Origin of the sequence: Vibrio cyclitrophicus, assembly GCF_024347435.1 — a bacterium.
Lineage (GTDB): Bacteria > Pseudomonadota > Gammaproteobacteria > Enterobacterales > Vibrionaceae > Vibrio > Vibrio cyclitrophicus.
In genome coordinates, this window is sequence record NZ_AP025480.1 from 1187712 (window position 1) to 1201844 (window position 14133).

Sequence of the window (14133 nt, forward strand, 5' to 3'; positions counted from 1 at the left end):
AAAATCTACTGTACGAGAGTTTTGCTGATTAAGGTACTTTCGAGATATAATTATCGCAATTTTCCTGGTTTTGGTGAATCTTTGCGCACTTGGTGGGCTAAAAAGCAGCAAAGCCAGATAAAACACAATAAATTCGAATGTGGAAGGTCGATTTTAGGCGAGTTTCCGCGTATAAATGTTCCTTTGCTCTGTTGTGTGGAATGACCACTGACAGCTTGGAAATTAGTAAATAATTAAGAGATTGGGAAATTCATTATGCGTACCCATTACTGTGGTAACCTGAACAAGTCCCTGGCGGGACAAACTGTAGAATTGTGCGGCTGGGTAAACCGTCGCCGTGATTTAGGCGGTCTTATCTTTATTGATATGCGTGATCGTGAAGGCATCGTTCAGGTTGTTGTCGATCCAGATATGAAAGATATCTTCCCGATCGCTAACCAACTGCGTAATGAATTCTGTATCAAATTTACTGGTGAAGTACGTGTTCGTCCTGACAGCCAAGTAAATAAAGACATGGCTACTGGTGAAGTAGAGCTTTACGCGACAGGCCTAGAGATCATCAACCGTTCAGAAGCGCTTCCACTAGACTTCAACCAAACGAACTCTGAAGAGCAACGTCTTAAGTACCGTTACATCGATCTTCGTCGCCCAGAAATGAGCGACCGTATCAAGCTTCGTGCACGTGCTTCTAGCTTCGTTCGTCGTTTCCTCGATGAGAACCTATTCCTAGATATCGAAACGCCAGTACTAACGAAAGCGACTCCAGAAGGTGCTCGTGACTACCTAGTACCAAGCCGTGTTCACAAAGGTAGCTTCTACGCACTTCCTCAATCTCCTCAGCTATTCAAGCAACTGCTGATGATGTCTGGTTTTGATCGTTACTACCAAATCGTTAAATGTTTCCGTGATGAAGATTTACGTGCTGACCGTCAGCCTGAATTTACTCAGATCGATATCGAAACATCGTTCATGACTTCTCAAGAAGTACGTAACGTGACTGAGAAGCTTGTTCACGATATGTGGAAAGAACTTCTAGATGTTGAACTAGGCCAATTCCCAGCAATGCCTTTCTCTGAAGCGATTCGTCGTTTCGGTTCTGATAAGCCAGATCTACGTAACCCACTAGAGCTAGTTGACGTTGCTGACTTGGTTAAAGACGTTGAGTTCAAAGTATTCTCTGGCCCAGCTAACGACGAAAAAGGTCGCGTAGCGGTTATCCGTGTTCCGGGCGGTGCTAAGCTAACTCGTAAGCAAATCGACGGTTACGCTGAACACGTAAACATCTACGGCGCGAAAGGCTTAGCTTGGATGAAGGTTAACGATCGTGCTGCAGGCATGGAAGGTATCCAATCTCCAGTTGCTAAGTTCCTAAACGAAGATGTGATCAACGGCATTCTTGAGCGTACAGAAGCTGAGTCTGGCGACATCATTCTATTCGGCGCAGACAAAGCAAGCATTGTTGCAGAAGCAATGGGCGCACTTCGTATTAAACTAGGCGATGATCTAGAGCTAACTGACAAGAAAGCGTGGGCTCCTCTTTGGGTTATCGATTTCCCAATGTTCGAAGAAGATGGCGAAGGCAACCTGCACGCAATGCACCACCCATTCACATCACCACTTAGTGTGAACGCGGAAGAGCTAAAAGCGAACCCAGCAGCAGCTAATTCTGATGCATACGATATGGTAATCAACGGCTACGAAGTGGGCGGCGGTTCGGTACGTATCCACAACGCAGAAATGCAAGCGGCTGTATTCGGTATCCTAGGTATCGAAGCACAAGAGCAACAAGAGAAGTTCGGCTTTCTGCTTGAAGCTCTTAAGTACGGTACGCCACCACATGCTGGTCTAGCATTCGGCCTTGACCGTTTAGCAATGCTTCTTTGTGGTACAGAGAACATCCGTGACGTTATCGCATTCCCGAAAACAACAGCAGCAGCATGTCTATTAACAGACGCGCCAAGCCTAGCAAACCCAGCATCATTGGAAGAGCTAGCAATCGCTGTTAACTTAGCTAAGAAAGAAGACAAATCAAACGATTAAGCTCAGCTTTCTAATCAAGCAGTGAGTTTTCGATAGAGCTTAAGTCTTAGATAGCACTTTAGCTTTCAACAAAACTTAGTTTTTGATAGAACTTTTTCTTTCGCAGAACAACGAAATGCCCGTTAATTTGACGGGCATTTTTTTTTGCGTCCGATATACTAAGCTCATAAAGCATGTATAAATAATCAGTATTTGAAGTTATGTCTATTATCTTAGGGATTGACCCTGGCTCTCGCATTACCGGCTATGGCGTGATTCGTCAAAATGGTCGCCATCTATATTACTTAGGTAGCGGTTGTATTCGCACGTCAGAAAAAGAATTGCCGGGTCGCTTAAAGCAGATCTATGCCGGTGTGAGCGAAATCATCACCCAGTTCCAGCCTGACGTATTCGCGATCGAACAAGTGTTCATGGCGAAGAATGCTGATTCAGCACTTAAACTTGGTCAAGCGCGTGGTAGTGCGATAGTGGCTGCGGTGAATGCAGACTTGCCTGTACATGAATATGCGGCTCGTTTGATTAAACAAGCGGTGACGGGTAACGGTGGTGCTGACAAGTCTATGGTTCAGAATATGGTGATGAGCATGCTTAAGTTACCAGCCAAGCCACAGGCTGATGCTGCTGATGCTTTAGGTGTAGCGATCACTCACGCTAACACCAATAAAACTTTGATAGCGCTTGCGGGTAAAGCAACAGGTGCAAGAAAAGGGCGTTACCGATAACCTAGGCTATGGCGTTTCTGAAGCCAGAATCATTCGGTTTCTCAAGCTAAGCAAGCTTAAATAAATCATCCCAATAAACACAAAGAACTGGATAAGCATCCAGTTCTTTTATATTCTGTCCCTCAAATTATATTCCATCAAGAGAGTGAATTGTGATCGGACGTCTACGCGGTACATTAATAGAAAAACAGCCACCAGAATTACTAATCGAAGTGAGTGGTGTTGGTTATGAAGTTCAAATGCCAATGAGCTGTTTTTATGAGTTACCAAACGTTGGCGAAGAGGCAATTATCTACACTCACTTTGTTGTTCGTGAAGATGCGCAACTACTTTATGGTTTCAACACGGTTAAAGAGCGTGCGCTGTTCCGTGAAGTGATTAAAGCAAACGGTGTTGGCCCTAAGCTTGGTCTTGGTATTCTCTCTGGAATGACGGCGAGCCAATTCGTTCAGAGCGTTGAGCGTGAAGACATCTCTACGCTAGTGAAACTGCCGGGTGTGGGTAAGAAAACAGCAGAGCGTCTAGTTGTTGAAATGAAAGACCGCTTGAAAGGGTGGGGTGCAGGTGATCTATTTACTCCTGCAACGGACGCAGCGCCAATGGACTCACTGCCAACGGTTCACGATGCTGAAGAAGAAGCGGTAAGCGCACTACTTGCATTGGGTTATAAACCGACTCAAGCCTCTAAAGTTGTAGCTCAAGTGGCTAAAGATGGCATGACCAGCGAACAATTGATTCGCGAAGCATTGAAGTCGATGGTTTAATCTCCCATATACTTGTTCTATATAATAGACTCATTCACTTTGCCTTTACACAGATTCAAGAAGCGCAAAGTCAGGAAGAGCAGAGTTAGGAATAGCAAAATTTATGATTGAAGCTGATCGCCTGATTGCACCGGATAATCCGGTCTTTAAAGATGAAGATGTTATCGACCGTGCAATACGTCCAAAGGCGTTAGCCGACTATCAAGGTCAGGACCACGTTCGCAACCAGATGGAAATTTTCATTCAAGCAGCACAAATGCGAAATGAAGCTCTGGACCATTTGTTGATATTTGGCCCTCCTGGTTTAGGTAAAACCACATTGGCAAACATTGTCGCGAACGAAATGGATGTTAGCATTCGCACGACTTCAGGCCCGGTATTAGAAAAAGCGGGCGACTTGGCCGCTCTGTTGACTAATCTTGAAGAAAACGACGTGTTATTCATTGATGAGATCCACCGTTTAAGCCCTGTGGTTGAAGAGGTTCTATATCCAGCAATGGAAGACTACCAACTGGATATCATGATTGGTGAAGGCCCTGCGGCGCGTTCTATCAAGATTGATCTTCCTCCCTTCACATTGATTGGTGCTACCACGCGTGCTGGCTCACTGACGTCTCCACTGCGTGATCGTTTTGGTATTACTCAACGACTTGAGTACTACAAAGTCGAAGATCTGCAAAATATCGTTCAGCGCAGTGCTGATTGCCTTGGACTTTCGATGGAGTCGGAAGGAGCATTAGAAGTTGCTCGCCGCGCTCGAGGTACACCGCGTATAGCAAACCGTTTATTACGCCGTGTGCGCGATTATGCGGAAGTGAAAGGCGATGGGCATATTTGCCCAGACGTGGCGGACAAGGCACTCAATATGTTGGACGTCGATGCCAAAGGTTTTGACTATATGGACAGAAAGCTTCTACTCGCGATTATGGAGAAGTTTGGTGGTGGTCCTGTGGGTATTGACAACATGGCAGCAGCCATTGGCGAAGAGAAAGACACCATTGAAGATGTGCTGGAACCATACTTGATTCAACAAGGCTACTTGCAACGAACCCCGCGAGGCCGAATTGCTACCGACAGAGCGTATTTACACTTCGGAATCGACAAACCTTCCAATCGTTAGATTATTCATTTTTAAAGATCCCAGTTGCATAAGCACTGGGATTTTTTGGTTTTTATTGAATAACAACTCTTTGAGCAAGTCGATAAAAAGGCCGAGTATCAGATCTTAAAAATGAAAACTTTGATTCCGAGTTTGATTTAGGTAACAAAAAATGAAATAACTTGTCATATCTTTTGTTAATACTTTATAGGTAGTTGTGATTTGCATGTTGTAGCGATGTCTAGCTTTTGTCACGGATATTAAGCGCTGTTATTAATGGAAGCTAAATTGGTGTGATTTTAATCATAGTTGTTCAAAAATAACTCTAATTTGCTGGACTAATATTGATACAAATCAAAGCAAGCTTCTCCTATAAACCTTTTGAAACATACTGATTTTACAAGTAATATTAGCGCTAGCTATATTAGCTCATGCTTAACAATAATCTAACTATAACGGTACGTTTTTGCTACAAATTTCAATTTGTAATAACAATTACATAAATTGTTTTAACATGGATTTTTGCGGTGATTAATCACACAAGTGTCATTCAGCCGACACAAAGGAGTTACCATGATTGATGTTGTTGATCTGTCGCGATTGCAGTTTGCATTTACAGCGATGTATCACTTCTTATTTGTTCCACTGACTTTAGGTATGGCATTTCTACTTGCCATTATGGAGTCAGTCTATGTAATGACTGGCAAGCAAATTTACAAGGACATGACTAAGTTCTGGGGTAAATTGTTTGGTATTAACTTTGCCCTTGGTGTAGCGACAGGCTTAACCATGGAGTTCCAGTTTGGTACTAACTGGTCTTACTATTCTCACTACGTTGGCGACATCTTTGGTGCTCCGCTAGCTATCGAAGCGCTTGTTGCATTCTTCCTAGAGTCTACTTTTGTTGGTCTTTTCTTCTTCGGTTGGGACAGATTGTCAAAGCGTCAACACTTAGCAGTAACGTGGTTAGTTGCTCTTGGTTCTAACTTCTCAGCGCTTTGGATCTTGGTAGCAAACGGCTGGATGCAAAACCCAGTGGGTGCAGAATTTAACTTTGAAACGATGCGTATGGAAATGGTGAGCTTCGCTGAAGTTGTACTAAATCCAGTAGCACAGGTTAAATTCGTGCATACGGTAGCGTCTGGTTACACAACGGGTGCAATGTTCATCCTTGGTATCAGCTCATACTATATTCTTAAAGGTCGTGACGTTGCCTTTGCTCGTCGCTCTTTTGCGATTGCAGCCTCTTTCGGTATGGCGGCAATTTTGTCAGTTATCGTGCTAGGAGATGAATCTGGTTACGAGCTTGGTGAAGTTCAAAAAGTGAAACTAGCTGCTGTTGAAGCAGAGTGGCACACTGAAGAAGCACCAGCCGCGTTTACTGTTTTTGGTATTCCAAACCAAGAAACAATGAATACTGACTACGCAATTAAAATTCCTTACGTAATGGGTATCATCGCAACACGTTCTCTTGATAAAGAAGTAACGGGCCTGCGTGACCTACGTGATGATCACGTTGATCGTATCCGCACTGGTATGTACGCGTATGAGTTGTTAGAAAAGCTACGTGCAGGCGACAAATCTGAAGAAAACATGGCTGCGTTCGACGAAGTGAAAGGTGACCTAGGTTACGGTCTACTTCTTAAGCGCTACACAGACGACGTTGTTGATGCAACAGAAGACCAAATCCAAATGGCTGCGGATGATTCTATCCCAACAGTTTGGCCTCTATTCTGGTCATTCCGTCTGATGGTTGCTTGTGGCTTCATTATGCTGTTTGTATTCGGTGCTGCGTTTGTTCAAACGTGTCGTCAGAAGATTGAACAGAAACCATGGGTACTTAAAGCGGCGCTGTTCTCAATCCCATTGCCTTGGATTGCGATTGAAGCGGGTTGGTTCGTTGCTGAGTTTGGTCGACAACCATGGGCGGTTGGTGAAATCCTACCGGTTAACGTTGCCGCATCAGCACTAACTATCGGTCAGCTTTGGACTTCTCTATTCGCAATTCTTGCACTTTACACAGTGTTCTTGATTGCTGAAGTTTACCTAATGCTGAAATTCGCACGTAAAGGTCCAAGTAGCTTAAAGACAGGCCGTTACCACTTCGAACAAAACGATAGCTCTGTTGAAGACAAAGTTAGCCGTTCAGTTGAAGTATAAGTGAGGGAATATTATGTTTGATTACGAAAGCTTACGACTTATTTGGTGGGTATTGATCGGTGTTCTACTGGTTGGTTTCGCCGTGACTGATGGCTTCGATATGGGGGTTGCAGCCCTATCACCTGTTATCGGTAAGAGCGACACTGAACGTCGTATTATGCTGAATACTATTGCCCCTCACTGGGACGGCAACCAAGTATGGCTAATTACGGCTGGTGGTGCATTGTTTGCTGCATGGCCATTAGTTTACGCGACGTCTTTCTCTGGTTTCTACTTTGCTATGTACGTGACGCTAGCAGCACTTTGGCTACGTCCACTTGCTCTTGATTACCGTTCAAAGATTGAAGAACCAAAATGGCGTAAGGCTTGGGATTATGCACTTTGCTTCAGTGGTACCGTTCCGCCAATCATTTTTGGTGTGGCGTTTGGTAACCTACTACAAGGTGTACCATTCGACTTGAACGACCTAATGATGTCTAAGTACCATGGTACGTTCTTCGCCCTGCTAAACCCATTTGCATTGCTATGTGGCGTGTTGGCTCTGATGTTGTTCGTGATGCAAGGTGCTACATGGCTTCAAATGAAGACAACAGAAGAACTGCACAGCCGTGCACGTAACGTTGCTCAGATCACTGGCCTAATTGCTATTGCTCTATTCGTTATTGGTGGCTTCTGGGTTCAATCTATCGAAGGCTATGTAATTACGAGCACTATTGATACATTTGCTGATTCAAACCCACTAAACAAAGAAGTCTCACTTCAAGTTGGTGCGTGGATGACAAACTTCGAAACGTACCCTGCAATGTGGGCAGCACCGATTCTTGGTGTAGCAATGCCACTACTTGCTGTGATTGCATCTCGCCTTGAACGCGGTGGCTTCGCATTCTTGTTCTCGAGTCTATCTAATGCTGGTGTTATTTTGACTGCTGGTTTTGCAATGTTCCCATTCGTAATGCCATCAAGCCTGAACCCTAACCATAGTTTGACTATGTGGGATTCTACGGCAAGTGAGCTAACTCTTGGCCTAATGACTGCTGTTGCGGCGGTAATGGTTCCTGTGATTCTTGGCTACACAACTTGGACATATTACAAAATGTTCGGTCGTTTGGATAAGAAACACATCGAAGATAACGACGTTTCAGCTTACTAAGCTAGAAGTGAAATAACTTAGGAGAAATTTTATGTGGTATTTCGCATGGATTTTGGGTGTACTTCTAGCATGTGCATTCGGCATCATCAATGCTCTTTGGCTTGAGCATTCAGAAATGATGGACAAAGACAGTGAGTAATCTCGCAGAGCAAGTCGCTAAACTGCATCAACCAATGGATAAGACTCTGTTAAGAGCCTTATCCCTGATATTGGGCTTCATGCATGTTGGTTTAGTGATGTGGGATCCTGAAGCGTATGCGACAAGCATCGGTGGCTTTAACGCGATCATTGGGCCAATGTTTATTTGGGCAGTTTGCTCAAGTATGGTTTACGGTATCGGGTTTAAGCCAAGAGCTTGGATGTGGCAGTTGCTGTTTAGCCCATACGTTTCACTCACAATTTTGCTCTACCTAACGGCGTTACGCCTTATCTAAATAAGGCTGCGGATTAGGTTTGTTACAAAGTAAACCTAGGTCGTTGTTGGGTTTTTAGTCAAAAAGAGGTCATCTTATACAGATGGCCTTTTTTTTCGTCTCTTAACTCAAAAAATTCACAGCCATATACTATTAATGATAATGAGTTAGGTTATAGTGATATCTTTATCGTTTTTGGGTTGTGGTATTAATTTGCAGGGATTATCTAAGCCGTTTACGTGGCCAGTAACCGTATATTACGAAGATACCGATGCGGGTGGGGTCGTGTACCATTCTAACTATCTCAAGTTTTTTGAACGTGCTCGAACTGAGATGCTGCGCTCGATTGGCGTTTCTCAACAAGTATTGTTAGAACAAAATATCGGTTTCGTAGTCCGACATATGGACATTGATTTTATTCGAGGCGCACGTCTTGATGACTCTTTACAAGTCATTACAAATATTTACGAATTGAAGCGAGCTAGCTTGGTCTTCTGTCAAGAGATCGTAAATCCTGATGGCAAAGCATTGTGTAAAGCAATGGTTAAGGTAGCATGTATCGACAATCAAAAAATGAAACCCAAGGCAATGCCAACATTTATTCTTACGGAGCTAACGAATAGTGACTGCTGAAATCTCAATCTTAGGCCTAATTTTAGAAGCCAGTTTACTGGTTAAAATGGTCATGCTAGTTCTTATGGGCATGTCTGTTGTTTCTTGGGCAATGATCATAAAAAGAAGTAAAGTGTTATCTCAAGCTTCTAAACAAACTGAAGTGTTTGAAGATAAGTTCTGGTCTGGTGTTGATCTTGCTAAATTGTATCAAGAGAGCAATAAACGCAAAGATGAGCTTTCTGGTACAGAAGAGATTTTCTACGCAGGCTTTACTGAGTTCGCTCGCCTACGTAAATCAAATGCGACATCTCCAGACTTCATTATGGAAGGTACTGGTCGTGCAATGCGGGTTGCGGTTGCGCGTGAAGTTGATGAGCTAGAAACCAACTTACCTTTCTTAGCGACCGTCGGTTCTATTAGCCCATACATCGGCCTATTTGGTACGGTTTGGGGCATCATGCACTCATTTATCGCACTCGGTGAAGTAAAACAAGCTACGTTAGCGATGGTTGCACCTGGTATTGCGGAAGCACTTATCGCAACAGCAATGGGCTTGTTCGCTGCAATCCCAGCAGTAATGGCGTATAACCGTTTCAGCAGCCGTGTAGGTAAGCTCGAGCACAATTACGCGACTTTTTCTGAAGAGTTCCACAGTATTCTTCACCGTCAAGCGATGGCTGGCAGGGAATAATAGATGGCTGGATACCAACCTAAAAAACGCAAGATGACAGCAGAGATTAACGTTGTACCTTACATCGACGTTATGCTTGTATTGCTGATCATTTTTATGGTGACGTCACCGTTTGTTACCCAAGGTGTTGATGTTGAATTGCCTCAGGCTTCAACAGCTAAGTCAGCACAAGACCTATTGGGTGATGACAACGCGAGCTTTATTATCGTCGAAGTGAACAAAGACGGTGAATTTGGTTTGAGCGTGAATAACGAAGAAGTACAGCGTGGCTTGTCACTGGAGGAGATTATCGTCCGAGTGAAAGCTGAATTGTCTCTGAAGCCAAGCTCTCCAGTAGCGGTTGGCGGTGATGCCGCAACACCTTACGCTGAAGTGGTTTTGTTACTTGATGAATTAAGCCGTGCAGGTGTGCCAAAGGTTGGCCTTTTAACGGATATAAGGGAATAGCTCCGTAGCATTCATGAAAGCGAATAATAAAAAATCCAATAATTTCAGAACACCGCTTCTTATTTCTCTTGGGCTGCACGTCATTTTATTCGTTGCGCTCATTTGGGGAGCGGATTTCACGATGTCAGAACCTAAGCCGACAGGGCAGATGGTTCAAGCTGTGGTGATTGACCCTCAGTTGGTTCGCCAGCAAGCTCAACAGATTCGTCAACAACGAGAAGCCGCGAGCAAGAAAGAGCAAGAACGTCTAGACAAGCTCAGACGTGAAAGTGAACGACTGGAAAAGAATCGTAAAGCTGAAGAAGAAAACATTCGCAAGCTGAAAGAGCAGCAAGCGAAAGAAGCAAAAGCGACTCGTGAAGCTGAAAAACGTCGAGTTGAGAAAGAGAAACAACGTCAAGCTGAAGAAGCGCGTTTACAGCAAGAGCAAAAGAAAGCCGCTAAAGCAGAAGCAGATCGTAAGTTGAAAGAAGCTGCGTTAGTGAAAGCAGAAAACGAGCGTAAGGCCAAAGAAGCGGCAATCGCAAAAGCGGAACAAGAACGCGTGGCAAAAGAAAAAGCCGCGCAAGAAGCAGCAGACAAAGCTCGTAAAGAGAAAGAAGCTGCTGAACGCGCCGAAAAGCAACGCATAGCGAAAGAAAAAGAAGCGGCAGCCGCAGCAGAAAAAGCCCGTAAGGCAAAAGAAGCTGCAGAAAAAGCAGAAAAAGAGCGTAAACAGCAGGAAGCAGCATTGAACGATATCTTTGCTGGGCTTGAAACTGAGTCGACTCAAAATTCTTCGGCGAAACAACAATTTATAAGTGATGAAGCACAACGCTATGGTGCGATTTATACTCAACTTATTCAGCAAAACTTACTGTTAGAAGACAGTTATAGAGGGCGCTCTTGTCGAGTGAACCTTAAGCTTATTCCAACAGGTTCGAATGCGATTTTGGGAAGCTTGAGTATTCTGGATGGTGATAGCCGATTGTGTGCAGCAACCAAGCGTGCCGTGGCTCAAGTGCAATCTTATCCGTTGCCTAAAGACCCAGACATTGTGAAATCACTGAAAGACATTAACTTAACTGTATCACCAGAGTAAAAGGACGAACTTGTGTTAAAAAAACTATTACTGAGTTTTGTTTTCATAATAGCGACAAGCAGCCAGTTTGCACATGCAGCGCTGGAGCTGGTTATTACAGACGGTATAAACTCTGCAAGACCTATCGCTATTGTACCTTTCCGCTGGGAAGGCGAAGAGCCATTACCACACGATGTATCAGCGGTTATCGCTTCTGACTTACAACGCAGTGGTAAATTCAGCCCTGTTGCAACAAGCAAAATGCCTCAAACACCCTACAGTGAAGCTGAGGTGGATTTTGATGCTTGGACGAATCTAGGTGTTGATTCATTGCTTACCGGTAGCATCACTAAGAATGCCGAAGGGCAGTATGTGGTTAATTACCAATTGATCGACATTGTTCGTGGTCAGTTAACCAAAGGGCAAAGCCGCGCGTTGAGTGATGAAGGCCAACTCGTACTTTCTAAAGACCACGTTCTATTTAACAAGAAAGCGACGGTTCCAGGTAAACGCTTGAGAGAGTATGCGCACCGTATAGCTGACTTAGTTTATGAAGAGCTGACTGGTGAAAAAGGGGCGTTTTTAACCCGTATTTCTTATGTGGTCGTAAACGATAAAGACCAATACCCATACCAACTTCGTGTGGCTGACTATGACGGTTTCAACGAGCGCTTAGTGCTTCGTTCTAAGCAGCCTCTGATGTCACCAGCATGGTCACCAGACGGTAAGAAGCTTGCTTATGTGAGTTTCCAAAATGGCCAAGCTGAAATATTCATTATGAATATTTATACCGGTGAACGTGAGAAGGTGACGTCATACCCTCGTCACAATGGTGCGCCAAGATTCTCACCGGATGGTAAAACATTGGCATTGGTATTATCGAAGACAGGCAGCCTTCAGGTATACACACTTGACCTTGCTAGTCGTAAGCTGACTCAGATTACTCGTGGTCGTTCAAATAATACTGAACCGTTCTGGCACCCAGATGGCAAGTCTCTTATTTTTACCTCGGATCGTGGTGGTAAACCTCAGATTTATAATGTAAATTTGTCAAATAACTCGACGTCTCGTATTACTTGGCAAGGTAGCCAAAACCTAGGTGGTCAAATCACCCCTGATGGACGATTCATGATCATGGTCAATCGTAGTAATTCAGGTTTCAACTTGGCGAAACAGGATTTGGAAACGGGTGCGGTTCAGGTACTAACAAAAACTCTGTTAGATGAATCCCCAAGTATTGCACCGAATGGAGGTATGGTTATCTATAGCTCTATTTACAATAAAACAAATGTACTATCGATGGTTTCTATCGATGGCCGTTTTAAAGCTAGATTACCGGCAACCAACGGACGCGTAAGAGCGCCGGCATGGTCACCGTTCCTCTAGGTAAAGTGATACATTCTATTAGCTATTGATAGTGTTAACTATTGTGGCATTTAACTATCTATAGCACTTAGTCGGCTGTAGAAACTAAGTTTGATAACGTAAGGAAAAAAAGATGCAACTTAACAAAGTTCTTAAAGGCTTGATGATTGCACTACCAGTGATGGCAGTAACGGCATGTAGCTCAACTGATGAAGCAACATCTGCAACATCTGGTACTGAAAGCAACCAAACAACTTCAGGTACAGAAGGCAACGTAGATACAACTGTTGTAACGCCAATTGACGCTAACGGTCAACTGTCTGAGCAAGAGCTTAAAGAGCAAGCGCTACGTGAAACTCAAACAATCTACTTCGCATTCGATAACTCTACTATCGCTGGCGACTATGAAGAAATGCTAGCAGCTCACGCAGCTTACCTAGTTAAGAACGTTGACATGAACGTTACTATCGAAGGTCACGCTGATGAGCGCGGTACTCCTGAGTACAACATCGCACTTGGCGAGCGCCGTGCACAAGCTGTAGCGAAATACCTACAAGCTCTAGGTGTTCAAGCTGACCAAATCTCTATCGTAAGCTACGGTGAAGAGAAGCCACTTCTTCTTGGTCAATCTGAAGATGTGTACGCTAAAAACCGTCGCGCAGTACTAGTTTACTAATTTTAGTAGATTATATAATTGAGGAATTGCCTCATGTTCAGTAACACAAAGCGAGTCATTTTGCTTTCGTTACTGGCAAGTGCAGCGAACATTGCGTTCGCTGCACCAGCCCCAGTATCCGATCTCAATAGCACCGCAACTAATTCAACATCTTCCTCTCGATCAGCATCTAACGAATCAGATATTGAGCGTTTAGAGCGCCTGCTTCAAAATCGAAACCTCGTTCAGCTTCAAATGCAACAGCAAATCGACGACATGGCACTGGAGATCAGTGAACTTCGTGGTGAGCTGGAACGAAACAGTTACGATATGAAACAAATGCTAGAGCGCCAACGTGAACTGTTCATTGAACTGGATCGTGTAAGAGGCGAGGTGAAAGCAGCCGGAACAGCAACGGTAGCAGTAGCAGTGAGCGAAGGCTCTAAAGATGCCTCTGGTACGTTCAGTACCGATGTTGATGAGCAAACCGCTTATCAAAATGCTGTAGACATGATTCTAAAGCAACGAGACTACACGGGTGCTATCGCAGCATTCCAAAAGTTTCAAAAAGACTTCCCAGATTCTACTTTCACGCCTAATTCTCATTACTGGTTAGGTCAGCTTTATTTTGCTAAGAAGCAAGATAAAGAAGCCGTGAAAAGTTTTGCCGCTGTTGTATCTTACAAAGACTCAAATAAGCGAGCAGATGCTCTGGTTAAGCTTGGTGATATAGCAACGCGTAACAACAATGCGACGCAAGCTAAAAAATATTACCAACAAGTCGTGACCGAGTATCCAAACAGTGCCTCGGCAAAAGTGGCTAAGACTCACTTATAAATCAAAAATAGAGGTGCTTAGGTACCTCTTTTTTATATCCGCAGTATTTCGATAAATACTGGCTTACTGCTGTTAGGTAAACAGTTACTCCCTTCGTAATAGTTACATAAAGACT

15 protein-coding genes are annotated in these 14133 nt (G+C 43.9%); all 15 read left to right on the top strand.

The window, feature by feature from the left end; genetic code table 11:
- Positions 1-255: 255 nt before the first annotated feature.
- Complete coding sequence (aspS, locus tag OCW38_RS05435; RefSeq protein WP_261895347.1) at positions 256-2040, top strand: aspartate--tRNA ligase; 1785 nt, start codon at positions 256-258, stop codon at positions 2038-2040.
- A 200-nt stretch (positions 2041-2240) separates the two neighbouring features.
- On the top strand, positions 2241-2762 hold the full coding sequence (gene ruvC / locus OCW38_RS05440) for a crossover junction endodeoxyribonuclease RuvC (RefSeq protein ID WP_008219936.1): 522 nt from the start codon (positions 2241-2243) through the stop codon (positions 2760-2762).
- Positions 2763-2914: 152 nt separating this feature from the next.
- Entirely contained in the window at positions 2915-3526 is a 612-nt protein-coding gene (ruvA, locus tag OCW38_RS05445) for a Holliday junction branch migration protein RuvA (RefSeq protein ID WP_010437841.1), read from the top strand.
- A gap of 103 nt (positions 3527-3629) precedes the next feature.
- Complete coding sequence (gene ruvB / locus OCW38_RS05450) at positions 3630-4646, top strand: Holliday junction branch migration DNA helicase RuvB (RefSeq protein WP_010437843.1); 1017 nt, start codon at positions 3630-3632, stop codon at positions 4644-4646.
- A gap of 552 nt (positions 4647-5198) precedes the next feature.
- On the top strand, positions 5199-6785 hold the full coding sequence (gene cydA, locus OCW38_RS05455; RefSeq protein ID WP_010437845.1) for a cytochrome ubiquinol oxidase subunit I: 1587 nt from the start codon (positions 5199-5201) through the stop codon (positions 6783-6785).
- A 13-nt stretch (positions 6786-6798) separates the two neighbouring features.
- Positions 6799-7935: a cytochrome d ubiquinol oxidase subunit II gene (cydB, locus tag OCW38_RS05460; protein WP_010437847.1), complete on the top strand. Its 1137-nt coding sequence runs from the start codon at positions 6799-6801 to the stop codon at positions 7933-7935.
- A 31-nt stretch (positions 7936-7966) separates the two neighbouring features.
- Positions 7967-8074 carry a cytochrome bd-I oxidase subunit CydX gene (cydX, locus tag OCW38_RS05465; protein ID WP_000270284.1) on the top strand — a complete coding sequence of 36 codons (108 nt, stop codon included), beginning with the start codon at positions 7967-7969 and terminating at the stop codon, positions 8072-8074.
- Complete coding sequence (gene ybgE, locus OCW38_RS05470; RefSeq protein ID WP_010437891.1) at positions 8067-8369, top strand: cyd operon protein YbgE; 303 nt, start codon at positions 8067-8069, stop codon at positions 8367-8369. The genes cydX and ybgE overlap by 8 nt, the downstream gene beginning before the upstream one ends.
- A 174-nt stretch (positions 8370-8543) precedes the next feature.
- Entirely contained in the window at positions 8544-8981 is a 438-nt protein-coding gene (gene ybgC / locus OCW38_RS05475) for a tol-pal system-associated acyl-CoA thioesterase (protein WP_016788831.1), read from the top strand.
- Positions 8971-9654: a protein TolQ gene (tolQ, locus tag OCW38_RS05480; RefSeq protein ID WP_010437896.1), complete on the top strand. Its 684-nt coding sequence runs from the start codon at positions 8971-8973 to the stop codon at positions 9652-9654. The genes ybgC and tolQ overlap by 11 nt, the downstream gene beginning before the upstream one ends.
- A gap of 3 nt (positions 9655-9657) precedes the next feature.
- Positions 9658-10101 (top strand): ExbD/TolR family protein, encoded by a 444-nt coding sequence (locus OCW38_RS05485; RefSeq protein WP_010437899.1) that lies wholly within the window; start codon positions 9658-9660, stop codon positions 10099-10101.
- A 13-nt stretch (positions 10102-10114) separates the two neighbouring features.
- Entirely contained in the window at positions 10115-11182 is a 1068-nt protein-coding gene (gene tolA, locus OCW38_RS05490) for a cell envelope integrity protein TolA (RefSeq protein ID WP_016797566.1), read from the top strand.
- A 12-nt stretch (positions 11183-11194) separates the two neighbouring features.
- Positions 11195-12547: a Tol-Pal system beta propeller repeat protein TolB gene (gene tolB / locus OCW38_RS05495; RefSeq protein WP_010437914.1), complete on the top strand. Its 1353-nt coding sequence runs from the start codon at positions 11195-11197 to the stop codon at positions 12545-12547.
- Positions 12548-12659: 112 nt separating this feature from the next.
- Positions 12660-13202 (top strand): peptidoglycan-associated lipoprotein Pal, encoded by a 543-nt coding sequence (pal, locus tag OCW38_RS05500; protein WP_010437916.1) that lies wholly within the window; start codon positions 12660-12662, stop codon positions 13200-13202.
- Positions 13203-13235: 33 nt separating this feature from the next.
- Positions 13236-14018 carry a tol-pal system protein YbgF gene (gene ybgF / locus OCW38_RS05505; protein ID WP_261895354.1) on the top strand — a complete coding sequence of 261 codons (783 nt, stop codon included), beginning with the start codon at positions 13236-13238 and terminating at the stop codon, positions 14016-14018.
- Positions 14019-14133 lie beyond the last annotated feature (115 nt).

What these genes read in the sequence shown, in the direction of transcription:
- OCW38_RS05485 (WP_010437899.1), top strand. Translation starts at nt 9,658, where the DNA reads ATGGCTGGATACCAACCTAAAAAACGCAAGATGACAGCAGAGATTAAC.
- aspS (WP_261895347.1), top strand. Translation starts at nt 256, where the DNA reads ATGCGTACCCATTACTGTGGTAACCTGAACAAGTCCCTGGCGGGACAA.
- cydX (WP_000270284.1), top strand. Translation starts at nt 7,967, where the DNA reads ATGTGGTATTTCGCATGGATTTTGGGTGTACTTCTAGCATGTGCATTC.
- tolA (WP_016797566.1), top strand. Translation starts at nt 10,115, where the DNA reads ATGAAAGCGAATAATAAAAAATCCAATAATTTCAGAACACCGCTTCTT.
- ruvB (WP_010437843.1), top strand. Translation starts at nt 3,630, where the DNA reads ATGATTGAAGCTGATCGCCTGATTGCACCGGATAATCCGGTCTTTAAA.
- cydB (WP_010437847.1), top strand. Translation starts at nt 6,799, where the DNA reads ATGTTTGATTACGAAAGCTTACGACTTATTTGGTGGGTATTGATCGGT.
- ybgF (WP_261895354.1), top strand. Translation starts at nt 13,236, where the DNA reads ATGTTCAGTAACACAAAGCGAGTCATTTTGCTTTCGTTACTGGCAAGT.
- pal (WP_010437916.1), top strand. Translation starts at nt 12,660, where the DNA reads ATGCAACTTAACAAAGTTCTTAAAGGCTTGATGATTGCACTACCAGTG.
- cydA (WP_010437845.1), top strand. Translation starts at nt 5,199, where the DNA reads ATGATTGATGTTGTTGATCTGTCGCGATTGCAGTTTGCATTTACAGCG.
- ruvC (WP_008219936.1), top strand. Translation starts at nt 2,241, where the DNA reads ATGTCTATTATCTTAGGGATTGACCCTGGCTCTCGCATTACCGGCTAT.